Below are 14,901 nucleotides of genomic sequence, written 5' to 3'. Positions count from 1 at the left end.
TGGAGCACCGGCACGTGAAGAGCCCGTCCCAGCCCCGTGACCGCGGTATACCCGAGGCGACGGTCGCCAGGCTTCCGTTGTACCTCCGGGCGCTGCACGGGATGGCGGAGCGGGGCGTCGCGACCGTCAGCTCGGAGGACCTGGCCGTGGCGGCCGGCGTGAACTCCGCCAAACTGCGCAAGGACCTGTCGCACCTCGGCTCCTACGGCACCCGCGGCGTAGGCTATGACGTCGAATACCTCGTCTACCAGATCTCCCGCGAGCTCGGCCTGACGCAAGACTGGGCGGTCGCGATCGTCGGAGTCGGTAACCTCGGTCGCGCGCTGGCCAACTACGGCGGTTTCGTCTCCAGGGGCTTCCGGGTCGCGGCGCTCGTGGACGCCGACCCCGAAGTCGTGGGCGACACCATCGCGGGATTGAATGTGGAGCACATCGACGAACTGGAAGCCGTCATCAAGCGGCGTGGAGTCTCGATCGTGGTTCTGGCGACACCGGCGGCAGCGGCGCAGAAGGTCTGCGATCGCGTGGTCGCCGTGGGCGTAACCAGCATCCTGAACTTCGCGCCAGTCGTACTTTCCGTACCGGACACCGTCGATGTCCGTAAAGTCGACCTATCAATCGAACTGCAGATTCTCGCGTTCCACGAGCAACGCAAGGCTGGGGGGCCACTCATGGCGGTGGACAGTCAATGAGTGTTCTGTCTATCGGACTAAGCCACCGGACCGCGCCGGTGGCTCTTCTCGAGCGCGTCTCGATGACGGGCGACGCGCTCGTCAAGCTCCTGCACGACGTGCAGAGCGACCCCTGCGTCGCCGAGGCCATGGTGGTCTCGACCTGCAACCGGGTCGAGGTCTACGTCACGGTCGACCGCTTCCACGCCGCCGTGACCGCCATCAGCAACCTGCTGGGCGTGCACTCGGGCGTCCCGGTCGACGAGCTGACGCCGCACTTCTACGTGCACTACGAGGAGCGGGCGGTCGAGCACCTGTTCTCCGTGGTGTGCGGCCTCGACTCCATGGTCGTCGGCGAGGGCCAGATCCTCGGGCAGGTCCGCCAGGCGCTCAAGCTGGCCCAGCGGCAGGGCACGGTGGGCGCCACCCTCAACGACCTGGTCCAGCAGGCGCTGCGGGTCGGCAAGCGGGCGCACCACGACACCGGCATCGACAAGCACGGCGCCTCCCTCGTCTCCGCGGGCCTCGCCCTCGCGGGCGACCTGGCCGGGCGGCGCGCCCTGGTGGTCGGCGCGGGCTCCATGAGCTCCCTGGCCGCCGTCACGCTGGCGCGCGCCGGGGTCACCGACATCGTCGTGGCCAACCGTACGTACGAGCGGGGCGCCCGGCTGGCCGAGTCCGTCGGCGGGCGGGCGGTCGAGTTCGCCGCCGTGGCCGACGAGCTGGCCACGGCCGACCTGGTGATCACCTGCACCGGCGCCGGCCGCCACGTCATCACCCCCGGCATGCTGAGCCGGCCCGCGTTCCTGCTGGACCTGGCGCTGCCCCACGACATCGACCCGGCCGTGCGCGCCGTCCCCGGCGTCACGCTGGTGGACCTGGAGACGATCCAGGAGTCCGGCATCGGCTCTCGCGAGGGCGACGCCGTTCAGTCCGTACGCGCCCTCGTCGCCGAGGAGCTGCGCGCCTACCTCGACGCCGAGCGGGCGGCGAAGGTCACCCCGACCGTGGTGGCGCTGCGCAGCAAGGCGGCGAGCGTGGTCGAGTCGGAGCTGGGCCGCCTGCTGATGCGCGTGCCCGACCTCGACGAGCGGGTCAAGGACGAGGTCGCCATGACCGTTCAGCGGGTCGTCGACAAACTGCTTCACGAGCCGACTGTGCGTGTCAAGCAGCTCGCCACCTGCCCAGGAGGCGATCATTATGCGGAAGCGTTGCGTGAGTTGTTCAATTTGGATCCGAAGATGCCCGAGGCCGTGAGGGAGGTGGAGCTGTGATGTCACGGTTGGGCACCCTGCGTCTCGGCACCCGCCGCAGCCTCATGGCGACCACGCAGTCCGGCATGGTGGCCGACGCCTACACCCAGCGCACCGGGCGCGCGGTGGAGCTGGTCGGCATCACGACCTTCGGCGACGTGACCAAGGCGCACCTCGCGCAGCTCGGCGGCACGGGCGTGTTCGTCAGCGCGCTGCGCGACAAGCTGATCGAGGATGAGGTCGACTTCGCCGTCCACTCGCTGAAGGACCTGCCGACCAAGCAGGACCCGCGCTTCACGCTGGCCGCCATCCCGGCCCGTCACGACCACCGCGACGCGCTGGTCGGCATGCACAAGTTCGCGGACCTGCCGCCCGGGGCCAGGGTCGGCACCGGCTCGCCCCGTCGCGTGGCCATGCTCAGCGCGCTGCGCCCCGACCTGGAATACGTCCCGATCCGCGGCAACGCCGACACGCGCATCGGCAAGGTCACCTCGGGCGAGCTCGACGCGGTCGTGCTGGCCTCGGCCGGCCTGACCAGGATCGGCCGCAGCGCGGACATCGCCCAGATCTTCGAGATCGAGGAGCTGCTGCCCGCCCCCGGGCAGGGCGCGCTGGCCGTCGAGTGCCGCTCTGACCGCTCCGACCTGATCGAGTTCCTGCGCGTGCTCGACGACCCGGCCACGCGCTCCGCGGTCACCGCCGAACGCGCCGTGCTGTCCGCCCTGGAGGCCGGGTGCTCCGCACCGGTGGGTGCTTTCGCGGCCGATGATGGGCACACTCTGAACCTGACCGCAGTGGTCGTCTCCATCGACGGCCGCGAAGCGGTCCGCAAGTCCGCCGCCGGCTCTCCTTCGGAGGCAGCGAACCTGGGCCGCCTCCTCGCGGCCGAGATGATCGCCGAAGGGGCCGACAGATTGATGGGGGAGCATTCCCATTGAGCTCCGATAGTCCAACCTCCGGATTCGTCGCGTTCGTGGGCGCGGGCCCCGGCGATCCCAACCTGCTCACCCTCCGCGCCGCCGAGCTGCTCGGCAAGGCCGACGCGGTGGTGCTCGACGCGGAGACGCAGACCCCGCTGCTGCGCCACTGCCGCACGGGCGTCGAGGTCGCCGAGGGCGACTTCGTCAAGCGCGCCGCACGGGGGCAACTGGTGGTGCGCCTTTGCGAGGGCGACCCCATGCTGTTCTCCTCGATCACCGAGGAGGTGGCGGCCTGTGCCGCGGCGGAGGTGGACTTCGAGATCGTGCCCGGTGTGCCGCCCGCGACCGCCGTGCTCACCTACGCGGGCATCCCGCCGGCGACCGCCGTGCCCGAGTTCCGGATCGTCGACGCGGCCCAGGAGCAGGACTGGGCGGCCCACGCCGCCTGCCGCGGCACGCTGGTGATCTACAACGGCATCGGCGACGCCGTGGCCATCGGCAAGGCCCTCGTCTCCGGCGGCAAGCCCGACACCACGCCCGTCGCGGTCAGCAGCGGCGGCACCACCACCGAGCAGTACACCGTCGTGTCCTCGCTCGGACGGCTCCAGGCCGACCTCAAGCACGCCGGGTTCACCGAGCCCGCGCTGATCGTGGTCGGCGAGGCCGTGGGGCTGCGGGACAAGCTGTCGTGGTTCGAGACCAAGCCGCTGTTCGGGTGGCGGGTGCTGGTGCCCCGTACGAAGGAGCAGTCGCGCAGCCTGTCCGAGCAGCTCATCGCCTACGGCGCGGTGCCCGAGGAGGTGCCGACCATCTCGGTCGAGCCGCCCCGCACGCCGCAGCAGATGGACCGCGCGATCAAGGGCCTGGTCACCGGCCGCTACGAGTGGGTGGCCTTCACCAGCTCGAACGCGGTCAAGGCGGTGCGCGAGAAGTTCGAGGAATACGGTCTCGACGCCCGTGCCTTCGCCGGGCTCAAGGTGGCGGCCGTGGGCGACGCGACCGCGCGGGCCCTGGTCGAGTTCGGGGTCAAGCCCGACCTGCTGCCCTCGGGGGAGCAGTCGTCCGAGGGGCTGGTGGCCGAGTGGCCGCCGTACGACTCGATGCTCGACCCGATCAACCGGGTGCTGCTGCCGCGGGCCGACATCTCCACCGACACGCTCGTCGCCGGGCTCACCGAGCTGGGCTGGGAGTGCGACGACGTCACCGCGTACCGCACCGTGCGGGCCGCCCCGCCGCCCGCACCCATCCGCGAGGCCATCAAGGGCGGCGGCTTCGACGCCGTGCTCTTCACGTCCTCGTCCACCGTGCGCAACCTCGTGGGCATCGCGGGCAAGCCGCACAACGTGACCGTGATCGCGGTCATCGGGCCGCAGACGGCCAAGACGGCCGAGGAGTTCGGGCTCCGGGTCGACGTCATGGCCGACAAGCCGTCCGCCTCCGCCCTGGCCGCCGCGGTCGCCGAGTACGGAGCCAAGCAGCGCCAGGCGGCCCTGGCCGTGGGTGACACCCCGCGCCGGCCCTCGCAGAACCGCCGGGGAGCCAGGAGGAGAGCCAAATGAGCGTGCGACACCCCGGAAGGAGCGCCGAATGAGCGCGCAATACCCCGTCGCCCGTCCGAGGCGACTGCGCCGCAGCCCGGCCCTGCGCCGGATGGTGGCGGGCACCCGGCTGCACGCCGCCGACCTGATCCTGCCCATGTTCGTCAAGGAAGGCATCTCCGAGGCGCACCCCGTGGCCTCGATGCCCGGCGTGGTGCAGCACACCCGCGACTCGCTGCGCAAGGCCGCCCACGAGGCCGCCGAGGCCGGGGTGGGCGGGCTGATGTTGTTCGGCATCCCGGCGGTGAAGGACGCCCGCGGCTCGGCCGCCGACGATCCCGACGGGATCCTGCAGAAGGCGCTGCGCGACGTGACCGCCGAGGTCGGCGACTCCATCGTGGTGATGGCCGACACGTGCCTCGACGAGTTCACCGACAACGGGCACTGCGGCATCCTCACCCCGTCCGGTGACGTGGACAACGACGCCACGCTGGAGCGGTACGCCTCGATCGCGGTGGCCCAGGCCGAGGCCGGGTCGCAGATGGTGGCGCCGAGCGGGATGATGGACGGCCAGGTGGGGGCGATCCGTGCGGCCCTGGACGGGGCAGGTTACGGAAATATCCCGATTTTGGCCTATTCGGCCAAGTACGCGTCGGCCTTCTTCGGCCCGTTCCGCGACGCCGCCGAGTGCGCGCCGCAGTTCGGCGACCGCAGCACCCACCAGCAGGACCCGGCCGGGCCGCTGGAGGAGGCCCTGCGCGAGGTGCGCCTCGACCTGGCGGAGGGCGCCGACGCCGTCATGGTCAAGCCGGCGCTGGCCTACCTCGACGTCATCGCCCGCTTCCGCGACGAGGTGGACGTGCCGGTGGCCGCCTACCAGGTGAGCGGCGAATACGCGATGATCGAGGCGGCGGCCGCCAACGGCTGGGTGGACCGGCAGCGGATGATCATGGAGTCGCTGGTCGCGATCAAGCGGGCGGGGGCCGACCTGATCCTCACGTACTGGGCCACGGAAGTGGCGCGAACGCTCTAACCAAGGGGTTTCCCGTCAACTCGTGGGGCCTGTGGGTTAGAGTGCATGACAAGTGCTGGTGTGTCCCGCGTGTGCGCAACGCCCGGAGCCGGGGCCTCCTCAGGCACGGGGACTCGACGGGAGACACCATGGTGGGGGTACCACTGGCTCGGCGTACCAAAAAGCGGTCGCGGCCGACACGGATCGGGACGGTGCTCGAATACGCCGCCATGGGCTGGCCCGTCGTGCCGGGCGCCTATCCGCTGCGGCACGGGCCGCGCGCCTGCTCGTGCGACCGCGTCGGCTGTCCCGACCCCGGCGCCCACCCGCTGTCCCCCGCCTGGCACATGCAGGCCACCACCGACCCCGCCCTGCTCACGCGCTGGTGGCAGGCCGAGCCCGAGGCCAATGTGATCCTGCCCACGGGGCGCGTGTTCGACGTGTTCGACGTACCGCTCCCCGTCGGCCTGTCCGCCCTCACCCGAATCGACGCCGCGGGAGCCCATCCCGGCCCGGTCGCCGCCAATGGCGACCGGGTCTTGTTCTATGTGGCCACCCGGGGCAATCCCGAGGACGAGGACGAGTGGTGGTCGTGCCACCTCGACTGCGACCCGGCGACGATCGACGACACGCCGGGGCTGCGGTGGCACTGCCGCGACAGCTACGTCCTCGCGCCGCCGTCCACCCTGCCCAGCGGCCAGCCCGTCACCTGGCTCCGCCCCCCTGACGGCCGCCCCTTGCCCGACCCGCTGCGCCTCCTGGAGTGGCTGGCCGACTGACCCGGCCCACCGCCCACCCACCACCCGCCGTTCAGGCCCGCCCGCCGTTCACGCGCGCCCGGCCGTGCTCCAGCGGCTCCCTGACTCTCCCGCGTCTCCCCATGGGCCTGCGCGCCCTGGCGTTCTGCGCACCCCTCAAGGTTCAGTTGGCAGCCCCAGCCTCGCTGGCACCCTCCGGCCTCTGGCCCCCGGCTCGCTGGCGCTCCCGCCTCCCGCCCACCCCCGGCTCTCGCGCCCTCCTGCCTTTCGCGGGCCGCCGGGCCTCCGCGCGCCCCCGGCCCTTCCGCGGCCCCGGGCTTCCGCACCACTCCCCGCCGTTGCGGCGCTCGGAAGGCGCATCAGCGGAGGGTCGCGCAGCCGCGGGGCCCGTCACCGCACGCTGCGGCGGTCCTTCGTAGGCCAGGGGGAAGGACGGTCAGAAGACGTCATGGAGGGTGGGGCGGGGGGCACGAAGGGGTCGGGCAGGGTGGCGGGTGTGGGGCGTTGCCGGGGTCAGCGGCGGGCGCGGCTAACCTGGATCGGGTGAGCCGTACACAGAACTCCGAGGACCTGTTCGCCCGCGCCCGCCAGATCGTGCCGGGAGGCGTCAACTCCCCGGTGCGCGCGTTCGGCGCGGTGGGCGGCACGCCGCGTTTCATGGCCTCGGGCCAGGGCCCCTACATCACCGACGTCGACGGCAACCGCTACGTCGACCTGGTCTGCTCCTGGGGCCCGATGATCCTCGGCCACCGCCACCCCGCGGTCGTCGAGGCCGTCTCCGGCGCCGTGGCCAACGGGTTCTCCTACGGCACCGCCACGCAGGGCGAGGTCGAGCTGGCCGAGGAGATCGTCGCCAGGGTGGCGCCGGTCGAGAAGGTGCGCCTGGTCAGCTCGGGCACCGAGGCGACGATGAGCGCCGTGCGCCTGGCCAGGGGGTTCACCGGCCGGTCCAAGGTGATCAAGTTCGCCGGTTGCTACCACGGGCACGTGGACGCGCTGCTGGCCTCGGCCGGGTCCGGGGTGGTGACGTTCGGGCTGCCCGACACGCCCGGTGTGACGGGGGCGTCGGCGGCGGACACGATCGTGCTGCCGTACAACGACGTCGCGGCCGTCGAGGAGGCGTTCGCGGCGGCGGACGTCGCGTGCGTGATCACGGAGGCGTGCCCGGCGAACATGGGCGTCGTCCCGCCGCGCGCCGGCTTCAACGCGCGCCTGCGCGAGCTGTGCACGGCCAACGGCGCGCTGCTCATCGTGGACGAGGTGCTGACGGGCTTCCGCGTCTCGCCGGCGGGCTGGTACGGCCTGGACCCGGTGGAGGCCGACCTGATGACGTTCGGCAAGGTCATGGGCGGCGGCCTGCCCGCGGCGGCGTTCGGCGGCCGGGCGGACGTCATGGCCTACCTCGCGCCGGAGGGTCCCGTCTACCAGGCGGGCACGCTGTCGGGCAACCCGCTGGCCTGCGCCGCCGGCCTGGCCACGCTGCGCGCCCTGGACACGGAGGCGTACGCGCGGGTGGACGCCGCGGCGCTCACCGTCGGGCAGGCCGCCTCCGAGGCGCTCGCCGCGGCGGGCGTGCCGCACCGGCTGCAGCGGGCGGGCAGCCTGTTCTCGATCTTCTTCACGGATGCCGAGGTGACGAGCTTCGCCGAGGCCAAGACGCAGAACACGGCGGCGTTCACGGCCTTCTTCCACGCGATGCTCGACCAGGGCGTCTACCTGCCGCCGTCGGCGTACGAGGCGTGGTTCCTGTCGGCCTCCCACGACGACGAGGCGCTCAACCGCGTGGCCGAGGCCCTCCCGGCCGCCGCGAAGGCCGCCGCCGCGGTGCTCTAGGTCGCCACGAGTGCGCGGCGGGGCTTGGTGCCGGCGTAGAGGACGCCGGAGACGATGAGTGCCGCCGCCAGCAGTTCGAGCCAGGACAGCGACTCGCCCGTCACGAGCGCGGCCGACGACATGCCGAACACCGGCACGAGCAGCGTGTACGGCGCCACGGTCGAGGCGTCGTAGCTGCGCAGCAGCCAGCCCCAGACGCCGAAGCCGCCCAGCGTCGAGACGAAGGCCACGTACAGGAGCGACAGCCAGCCCTCCGCCGGTGAGCTCAGCACCGGCGCGCCCTCCACCAGCAGGGACAGGAGCAGGAGCGGGGGCGCGGAGAAGGCGCTGACCCAGACCATGAAGCGCAGGGAGTCGGGTGGCGCGGCGCGGCGCTGGACGACGTTGCCCAGGCCCCAGGCGGCCGCGGCGGCCACGCACAGCGCGAAGGCGCCGATCGGGCCCGACACGCCGAAGTCGAGGGCGACCAGGGCCAGGCCGCCGAACGCGACGGCCAGCCCGAGTACGCGGCGGGCGGTGAGCCGCTCCCCGAGCAGCGTCACCGCGAACACCACGGTGAACAACGCCTGCATCTGCAGGACGAGAGAGGTCAGGCCGGCCGGCATGCCCGCTCGCATCCCCACGAGCAGCAGGCCGAACTGGCCCACCCCGATGGTGGCCGCCACCCCGGCGACCCAGCGCCAGGGAACTCCGGGCCGCCCCACCAGCAGCAGGGCCGGGAACGCGGCCATGGCGAACCGGAGGCCCGCGTACAGCAGGGGCGGGAAGTGCCGCAGGCCCACCTGCATGACCACGAAGTTGAAGCCCCACACGGCCGCGAGGCCGACGGCGAGGGCGAGGTGGCGGGGGCTCACTCAGCGAGTGGGCTTCTGGTAGCGGATCCGCTGCTCGCGAGCCTGCTCGGCGAGCGCCTTGAGGTACGACACGGAGCCGGTCTGCTGCTTCTTCGTCTTCAGGATTCTCATACAACTATTTTCATCCGCTACACATTCAACGACAAGCGAGACTTTCTACGCTAAACCGTTTAGGCTGGCTTACATGTTGGACTTGAACCGGCTCAAGGCTCTTCACGCAGTTCACGTCTACGGGTCGGTCGGGGCGGCGGCCGACGCGCTGATGGTCACCCCCTCGGCGGTCTCCCAGCAGATCGCCAAGCTGGAGCGGGAGACCGGCGCCCGGCTCATGGAGCGCAACGGCCGCGGCGTGCGGCTGACGGACGCCGCCGGGCTGCTGGCCGAGCACGCCGAGCGCATCCTCGCCCTGGTGGAGACCGCCGAGGCCGACTTCGAGGCGCTGCGCGGCGAGGTCGTGGGCCGCCTGAACATCGCGGCCTTCCCCACCGCCGTACGCGGCCTCATGCCCGGTGCGCTGGTCTCGCTCAAGCAGCGCCACCCCGATCTGTGGGTGCAGCTCAACGAGCGCGAGCCCGAGCGGGTCGTACGCGAGGTGGCCAGGGGCGAGCTGGACCTCGGCATCATCCAGGACTGGCTCAACCGGCCCATGGCCATCCCCGAGGGCCTGTCCAAGGCCACGCTGCTCGACGACGTGGCGGACGTCGCCGTCCCCGCCGGTCACCCGATGGCCGGCGAGCGGGAGGTCGAGCTGTCCGCGTTGCGGAGCGAGCAGTGGATCAGCTCCTCGCCCGGCACGGTCTGCCACGACTGGCTGGTGTTCACGCTGCGCAGCGCCTCGCTGGAGCCGGTGATCGCCTGCATGGCCGACGAGTACCCGACCCAGCTCGCGCTGGTGGCGGCGGGCCTGGGCTGCGCGATCGTGCCGCGCCTGGGCCGCGACTGCGTGCCCGACGGGGTGCGGCTGATCCCGCTGCGGCCGCGCCAGTCGCGGCGCATCTACGCGGTGTGGCGTACGGACGCCGCCCGCCGCCCCGCGATCAGGGCGATGGTCGAGGCGCTGGTCGAGGTGAGCAGGAAGCAGGAGAACGCCTGGGCCGTGAACTGACATCTTCGGCGCGGGCCTGGCCGTAAGGCTCGGGTGAGCGGATAGGCTGTGCGCACCATGGCTGAAACCACCGTCGTTCACCTATTGCGCCACGGTGAGGTGCATAACCCCGGAGGCATCCTGTACGGCAGGCTGCCCGGCTACCACCTGTCGGAGACAGGTCAGCTCATGGCCGAGACGGTCGCCAAGGCCGTCGGGGGCCGTGACATCGTCGCGCTCTACAGCTCGCCGCTCGAACGCGCGCTGGAGACGGCGGCCCCGCTCGCGGAGAAGCTCGGCCTCGAGATCACCCGGGACGCCCGCCTGATCGAGGCCGGCAACCTCCTGGAGGGACGTGAGGTGGGCCAGGGCCTGGCCCTGCTGCGCAACCCGCGCAACTACCGCTATTTCTGGAATCCGCTGCGCCCGTCCTGGGGCGAGGCGTACCCGGTCATCGTCAAGCGGATGAAGTCGATCATCGACGAGGCCAGGGCGGCGGCGCGCGGGCACGAGACGGTGCTCGTCAGCCACCAGCTCCCGATCTGGGCGATCAGGTCGGCCGCGGAGGGCCGCCGGCTGTGGCACGACCCGCGGCGCCGGCAGTGCGCGCTGGCCAGCCTGACCACGCTCACGTTCGACGGCGACCGCCTGATCAGCATCGGCTACAGCGAGCCCGCCGGATCCCTGGAGGCGGGCCCTTCCGTCCCCGGGGCCTGATGTCCGGGGCGCGGAGGCACACCGGTAGAGTTGCAAGCTCTACCGGTTGTAGTACAAGGAGATCTTCCTCCGTGCGCGCCAAGTCCCTTCCCCTCGTTCTCCTGGCTGTCCTCGTCGCCGGTTGTGCGGGCAACCAGAGCGGTCAACCGCAGGCCGGTGACACCCGGTTCGTCGCGGGCGACGGGAAGATGCAGGTGTTCGAGGCGAGCGAGCGCAAGCCCGCTCCCGCGATCGAGGGGCCGACGCTCGACGGCGCCACCGCCTCGCTGGCCGCGCACAAGGGCAAGGTCGTGGTGCTCAACTTCTGGGCGTCGTGGTGCGGCCCGTGCCGGGCGGAGGCGCCGGTGCTCAAGGAGGTCGCGGCCAAGACCAAGGGCAGCGGCGTGGAGTTCCTCGGCGTCGACTTCAAGGACCGGCAGGCCGACGCGCAGGCGTTCGAGCGCACCGAGCAGACCGGCTACCCGCACATCTTCGACCAGCCCGGCAAGGTCGCGCTGGCCTTCCAGGGCACGGTGCCGCCCGCCGCCATCCCGTCCACGCTGATCATCGACGAGCAGGGCAGGATCGCGGCCAGGGCGCTGGGCGCCGTCAAATACACCGACCTGATGAACGCGGTGACCAAGGTCCGCGATGAGTGACGTCGTCGCCTCGGGTTCGCTGCTGCTGGCCGTGCCCATCGCGGTGCTGGCCGGGGTGGTGTCCTTCCTGTCGCCGTGCGTGCTGCCGCTGGTGCCGGGCTACCTGTCCTACGTCACCGGCATGAGCGCCGACCCCAAGCGGGGGCGGCTGGTGCTGGGGACGGCGCTGTTCGTGGCCGGGTTCGGGCTGGTGTTCGTGCTCAGCGGGGCGCTGTTCGGCGGGCTCGGGTCGATCATGCTGGGCAACGCGGAGGTCATCACGCGGGTGCTCGGCGTGCTGACCATCGTGCTCGGGCTGGCCTTCCTGGGCGTGCTGCCCGGGCTGATGCGTGACGTGCGCATCCACCGCCTGCCCGCCGCGGGCCTGGCGGGCGCGCCGCTGCTCGGGGTGGTGTTCGGGCTCGGCTGGACGCCGTGCATCGGGCCCACGCTGGCGGTCGTGCTGACGCTCGGGCTCAACGAGGGCAGCGCGGGCCGGGGCGCCCTCCTGGCCGTCGCGTACGCCCTGGGTCTCGGCCTGCCCTTCGTGGCCGCGGCCCTGGCCTACAGCCGGGCACTGCGTACGTTCCGGGCCATCCGCAAGCACTCGCGCCTGATCACCCGGATCGGCGGCGGCATGATGGTGGCCGTCGGCGTCCTGCTCGTGACCGGGCTATGGGGAGAGATGATCGCGGCCATGCAGGGACTGATCGGCGCGTTCGAGCCGGTGATCTGATGAGCGTCACGGAGATGGAGAGGGAGCAGGAGCCCAGGCAGGCGTCGTTCGGGCTGGTGGCCTGGCTGCGCTGGGCCTGGCGCACGCTTACCTCGATGAAGACGGCGCTGATCCTGCTGTTCCTGCTCGCGCTGGGCTCGGTGCCGGGTTCGCTGGTGCCGCAGCGGGGCGTCGAGCCCGACAAGGTCGCCCGGATCTACGAGCAGAACCCCGTGCTGGCCGAGTGGTACGACCGGTTCCAGCTCTTCGAGGTGTTCACCTCGACCTGGTTCGCGGCGGTCTACCTGCTGCTGTTCGCCTCGCTGATCGGCTGCATCATCCCGCGCACCTCGACCTACCTGCGCGAGCTGCGCCGCAAGCCGCCAGCCGCCCCGAAAAACCTGTCCCGCCTGCCGCACTCCGCCTCCTTCGAGGGCGACCTCGGGGTCAAGGAGGCCGCGTGGCGGCTGCGCAAGCTGCGCTTCCGCGTCGTGGCGGGCGACGGCTGGGTGTCGGCGGAGAAGGGATACCTGCGCGAGACCGGCAACCTGCTCTTCCACGTGTCCCTGCTCGGCATCCTGCTCGCGATCGGCGCCGGCTCGCTCTTCGGCTACCGCGGCAACGTGCTGGTCGTCGAGGGCGACGGGTTCGCCAACACCGTGGCCGCCTACGACCGGTTCATCCCGGGCAACCAGGTCTCGGCCGAGTCGCTGGAGCCGTTCTCCTTCCAGCTCGCCGAGTTCAAGGCCGCCTACCAGGTCACGGGGGACAAGCGGGGGCAGGCCCTCGACTACTCGGCGCACCTCAAGGTCAACGACTCGCCGACCGCGCCCACCCGCGACTACGAGCTCAAGGTCAACGAGCCGCTGGAGATCAACGGCACGCAGACCTACCTGATCGGCAACGGCTACGCGCCCGTGTTCAAGGTCACCGACGGCAAGGGGCAGGTCGCCTTCGAGGGGCCGGTGGCCTGCCTGATCGAGGAGAAGGCCACCTTGACCTCGGGTTGCGTGGTCAAGGTGCCCGACGCGCAGCCGTCGCAGCTGGGGTTCCTGCTGCAGTTCATGCCCACCAGCGTGCCGCTGACCAACGGCGGCTACGCCTCGGCCTTCCCCGGCGAGCTCAACCCCGAGGTGCAGATCCTCGGCGCCTTCTCCGGTGACCTGGGCGTGCGCTCGGGCAGGCCGCAGTCGGTCTACACGCTGGCCGAGCCCGAGGTGCTGAAAAAGCTCGACCGCCTGTTCATGGGCGCCGGCACGCCCAAGCCGCTGGCCGTGGGGCAGTCGGTCGACCTGCCCAAGGGGCTGGGCAAGCTGGAGTTCACCGGCGTCAAGGAGTGGATCACGCTCCAGACCGCCTACGACCCGGGGCGGATGCCCGCCCTGCTGGCCGCCGGCACGGCCGTCGTCGCCATCGCGTTCTCGCTCATGATCCGCCGCCGGAGGGTGTTCGTGCGGATCTCCGAGGGCCGGGTCGACGTGGGCGGCCTGACCCGTACCGAGGGCTCCGCGGCGGGCTTCGCAGAGGAGTTCGCCGACATCGTGAAGGTTCTATCAGCAGGAGAAAAGGATGTCCGCTGAGCAACTCGCCGAGCTGAGCGACCTTTTCGTCGTCGCAGCCGTCCTGCTCTACGTCGTGGCCATGGTCGGCTTCGCGATCGAGCTGGCCTTCGGGCGGTCCCGGCCCGGCAGGGCGGAGACCGCCGCCACGCCGCCGGTCGAGGCCAAGCGGCCGGTCGCGGTCGGCGCGGTGACGGGGGAGGCCGCTGACGGGCCGACGACGTCGGTGGTCGCCTCCGGCGAACCCGCCGTCCCGGCGCCGCCCGCCGAACCGCCCGCCGGGGCCGCCCGGGCCGGAACGGTGGCCCTCGTGCTCACCTGGCTCGGCTGGGCCGCCAACCTGGGCGCCATCGTCACCCGCGGCCTGGCCGTGGACCGGTGGCCGTGGGGCAACATGTACGAGTTCGTGGTCGCGATCTGCTTCGCCGCCGTGACCGCGTTCCTCGGCACCCAGCTCCGTCACAACGTGCGCTTCCTCGGCGCCTTCGTCACGGTCACCGCCGCGCTCGGCCTCGGGCTGGCGTCCAAGGTGTTCTACACCGCCGCGGGTCCGGTCATGCCCGCGCTGGACTCGTACTGGATCGCCATCCACGTCACCGCCGCCATCATCTCCAGCGGCCTGCTGACGCTGGCGGGCGTGGCCGGCATCCTCTACCTGGTGCGCGGCGACGGGATGTCACGCCTGCCGTCCCGCGCCGACCTGGAGAGGGTGGCGCACCGGGCGATCGTGTTCGCCTTCCCGCTGTGGACGTTCGCCGTCATCGCGGGCGCCCTCTGGGCGGACCGGGCGTGGGGCCGCTACTGGGGCTGGGACCCCAAGGAGGTCTGGTCGTTCATCACGTGGGTCGCCTACGCCGCCTACCTGCACGCCAAGGCGACGGCGGGATGGCGGGGCAGGGCCGCGACCATCGTGCAGCTCGTGGCGTTCGGTTGCCTTCTGTTCAACCTGATCGGGGTCAACATCTTCATCGAGGGGCTGCACAGCTACGCCGACGTGCCCTAGCTCAGGTCGTCGCCACGCATGCGGCGGTCGAGGTCACGGAGGAAGTCGGGGTCGTCGTCCGGTCCCTTCGGCATGCCCGGACCCGGGGCGCCCGGGGGGACGGGCCACGCCGCGCGCGGGGCCCGCGGACGGCCGCGCGCCATCCACACCAGGCCGCCGAGCAGCGGGATGAGCACGACTACGAGGATCCAGAGCCCTTTTGGTACGTTCCTAACCTCGTCTTCCGGCGTGGTCACCACGTCGAACAGCGAGAAGAGCCAGAAGGCCAGCAGCGCCAGGCCGATCAGAACACCTGCCATGTCCCGAACTGTAAGCCATCATGCGGCGTGATCGTGCTGCCCGATGTCCCATTTCGGGTGACTAGCGG

The 14,901-nt window shown here is 71.6% G+C and carries 15 protein-coding genes; 13 read left to right on the top strand and 2 right to left on the bottom strand.

Annotated features, from left to right (window positions below):
• Positions 1 to 14 precede the first annotated feature (14 nt).
• The 7 genes from ACTWPW_RS31760 to hemL all read left to right on the top strand — a co-directional run bounded on the left by ACTWPW_RS31760 (position 15) and on the right by hemL (position 7,985).
• Positions 15 to 692, top strand: coding sequence for a redox-sensing transcriptional repressor Rex (locus ACTWPW_RS31760; RefSeq protein ID WP_375114536.1), 678 nt, complete (start codon positions 15 to 17; stop codon positions 690 to 692).
• Positions 689 to 1,945 carry a glutamyl-tRNA reductase gene (locus ACTWPW_RS31755; RefSeq protein WP_375114537.1) on the top strand — a complete coding sequence of 419 codons (1,257 nt, stop codon included), beginning with the start codon at positions 689 to 691 and terminating at the stop codon, positions 1,943 to 1,945. Before ACTWPW_RS31760 ends, ACTWPW_RS31755 begins: the two co-directional genes overlap by 4 nt.
• Positions 1,945 to 2,862, top strand: coding sequence for a hydroxymethylbilane synthase (hemC, locus tag ACTWPW_RS31750; RefSeq protein WP_375114538.1), 918 nt, complete (start codon positions 1,945 to 1,947; stop codon positions 2,860 to 2,862). The genes ACTWPW_RS31755 and hemC overlap by 1 nt, the downstream gene beginning before the upstream one ends.
• Entirely contained in the window at positions 2,859 to 4,403 is a 1,545-nt protein-coding gene (locus ACTWPW_RS31745; RefSeq protein ID WP_364126272.1) for a bifunctional uroporphyrinogen-III C-methyltransferase/uroporphyrinogen-III synthase, read from the top strand. Before hemC ends, ACTWPW_RS31745 begins: the two co-directional genes overlap by 4 nt.
• 28 nt (positions 4,404 to 4,431) lie before the next feature.
• Entirely contained in the window at positions 4,432 to 5,415 is a 984-nt protein-coding gene (gene hemB / locus ACTWPW_RS31740; RefSeq protein ID WP_364126275.1) for a porphobilinogen synthase, read from the top strand.
• A 128-nt stretch (positions 5,416 to 5,543) separates the two neighbouring features.
• Entirely contained in the window at positions 5,544 to 6,173 is a 630-nt protein-coding gene (locus tag ACTWPW_RS31735; RefSeq protein WP_375114539.1) for a bifunctional DNA primase/polymerase, read from the top strand.
• A gap of 522 nt (positions 6,174 to 6,695) precedes the next feature.
• Positions 6,696 to 7,985 (top strand): glutamate-1-semialdehyde 2,1-aminomutase, encoded by a 1,290-nt coding sequence (gene hemL / locus ACTWPW_RS31730; RefSeq protein ID WP_443170782.1) that lies wholly within the window; start codon positions 6,696 to 6,698, stop codon positions 7,983 to 7,985.
• Here hemL and ACTWPW_RS31725 read toward each other — a convergent pair.
• Entirely contained in the window at positions 7,982 to 8,839 is an 858-nt protein-coding gene (locus ACTWPW_RS31725; protein ID WP_443170781.1) for an EamA family transporter, read from the bottom strand. The genes hemL and ACTWPW_RS31725 overlap by 4 nt on opposite strands.
• A 184-nt stretch (positions 8,840 to 9,023) precedes the next feature.
• Here ACTWPW_RS31725 and ACTWPW_RS31720 point away from each other — a divergent pair, with 184 nt between their 5' ends.
• The 6 genes from ACTWPW_RS31720 to ccsA all read left to right on the top strand — a co-directional run bounded on the left by ACTWPW_RS31720 (position 9,024) and on the right by ccsA (position 14,534).
• Positions 9,024 to 9,944 carry a LysR family transcriptional regulator gene (locus tag ACTWPW_RS31720; protein ID WP_364126288.1) on the top strand — a complete coding sequence of 307 codons (921 nt, stop codon included), beginning with the start codon at positions 9,024 to 9,026 and terminating at the stop codon, positions 9,942 to 9,944.
• A 57-nt stretch (positions 9,945 to 10,001) separates the two neighbouring features.
• Positions 10,002 to 10,640, top strand: coding sequence for a histidine phosphatase family protein (locus tag ACTWPW_RS31715; RefSeq protein ID WP_375114543.1), 639 nt, complete (start codon positions 10,002 to 10,004; stop codon positions 10,638 to 10,640).
• A 71-nt stretch (positions 10,641 to 10,711) separates the two neighbouring features.
• Complete coding sequence (locus tag ACTWPW_RS31710; RefSeq protein WP_364126292.1) at positions 10,712 to 11,278, top strand: TlpA family protein disulfide reductase; 567 nt, start codon at positions 10,712 to 10,714, stop codon at positions 11,276 to 11,278.
• Positions 11,271 to 11,993 carry a cytochrome c biogenesis CcdA family protein gene (locus ACTWPW_RS31705; protein ID WP_375114545.1) on the top strand — a complete coding sequence of 241 codons (723 nt, stop codon included), beginning with the start codon at positions 11,271 to 11,273 and terminating at the stop codon, positions 11,991 to 11,993. The genes ACTWPW_RS31710 and ACTWPW_RS31705 overlap by 8 nt, the downstream gene beginning before the upstream one ends.
• Positions 11,993 to 13,552 (top strand): cytochrome c biogenesis protein ResB, encoded by a 1,560-nt coding sequence (gene resB, locus ACTWPW_RS31700; protein ID WP_443170780.1) that lies wholly within the window; start codon positions 11,993 to 11,995, stop codon positions 13,550 to 13,552. The genes ACTWPW_RS31705 and resB overlap by 1 nt, the downstream gene beginning before the upstream one ends.
• Positions 13,542 to 14,534, top strand: coding sequence for a cytochrome c biogenesis protein CcsA (gene ccsA, locus ACTWPW_RS31695; RefSeq protein ID WP_443170779.1), 993 nt, complete (start codon positions 13,542 to 13,544; stop codon positions 14,532 to 14,534). Before resB ends, ccsA begins: the two co-directional genes overlap by 11 nt.
• Here the strand turns inward: ccsA and ACTWPW_RS31690 are convergent.
• Positions 14,531 to 14,833, bottom strand: a complete 303-nt coding sequence (locus tag ACTWPW_RS31690; protein ID WP_364126303.1) for a PLD nuclease N-terminal domain-containing protein — start codon at positions 14,831 to 14,833, stop codon at positions 14,531 to 14,533. The genes ccsA and ACTWPW_RS31690 overlap by 4 nt on opposite strands.
• Positions 14,834 to 14,901: the final 68 nt, after the last annotated feature.

The sequence above is a fragment of the Nonomuraea sp. KM90 genome, assembly GCF_052246675.1.
Classification (GTDB): domain Bacteria; phylum Actinomycetota; class Actinomycetes; order Streptosporangiales; family Streptosporangiaceae; genus Nonomuraea.
Note: the sequence above shows the minus strand (reverse complement) of the source record. Positions and strands in the feature narration are given on the sequence as shown.

What these genes read in the sequence shown, in the direction of transcription:
- hemC (WP_375114538.1), top strand. Translation starts at nt 1,945, where the DNA reads ATGTCACGGTTGGGCACCCTGCGTCTCGGCACCCGCCGCAGCCTCATG.
- ACTWPW_RS31735 (WP_375114539.1), top strand. Translation starts at nt 5,544, where the DNA reads ATGGTGGGGGTACCACTGGCTCGGCGTACCAAAAAGCGGTCGCGGCCG.
- resB (WP_443170780.1), top strand. Translation starts at nt 11,993, where the DNA reads ATGAGCGTCACGGAGATGGAGAGGGAGCAGGAGCCCAGGCAGGCGTCG.
- hemB (WP_364126275.1), top strand. Translation starts at nt 4,432, where the DNA reads ATGAGCGCGCAATACCCCGTCGCCCGTCCGAGGCGACTGCGCCGCAGC.
- ccsA (WP_443170779.1), top strand. Translation starts at nt 13,542, where the DNA reads ATGTCCGCTGAGCAACTCGCCGAGCTGAGCGACCTTTTCGTCGTCGCA.
- ACTWPW_RS31720 (WP_364126288.1), top strand. Translation starts at nt 9,024, where the DNA reads ATGTTGGACTTGAACCGGCTCAAGGCTCTTCACGCAGTTCACGTCTAC.
- ACTWPW_RS31690 (WP_364126303.1), bottom strand. Translation starts at nt 14,833, where the DNA reads ATGGCAGGTGTTCTGATCGGCCTGGCGCTGCTGGCCTTCTGGCTCTTC.
- ACTWPW_RS31705 (WP_375114545.1), top strand. Translation starts at nt 11,271, where the DNA reads ATGAGTGACGTCGTCGCCTCGGGTTCGCTGCTGCTGGCCGTGCCCATC.
- ACTWPW_RS31755 (WP_375114537.1), top strand. Translation starts at nt 689, where the DNA reads ATGAGTGTTCTGTCTATCGGACTAAGCCACCGGACCGCGCCGGTGGCT.
- ACTWPW_RS31715 (WP_375114543.1), top strand. Translation starts at nt 10,002, where the DNA reads ATGGCTGAAACCACCGTCGTTCACCTATTGCGCCACGGTGAGGTGCAT.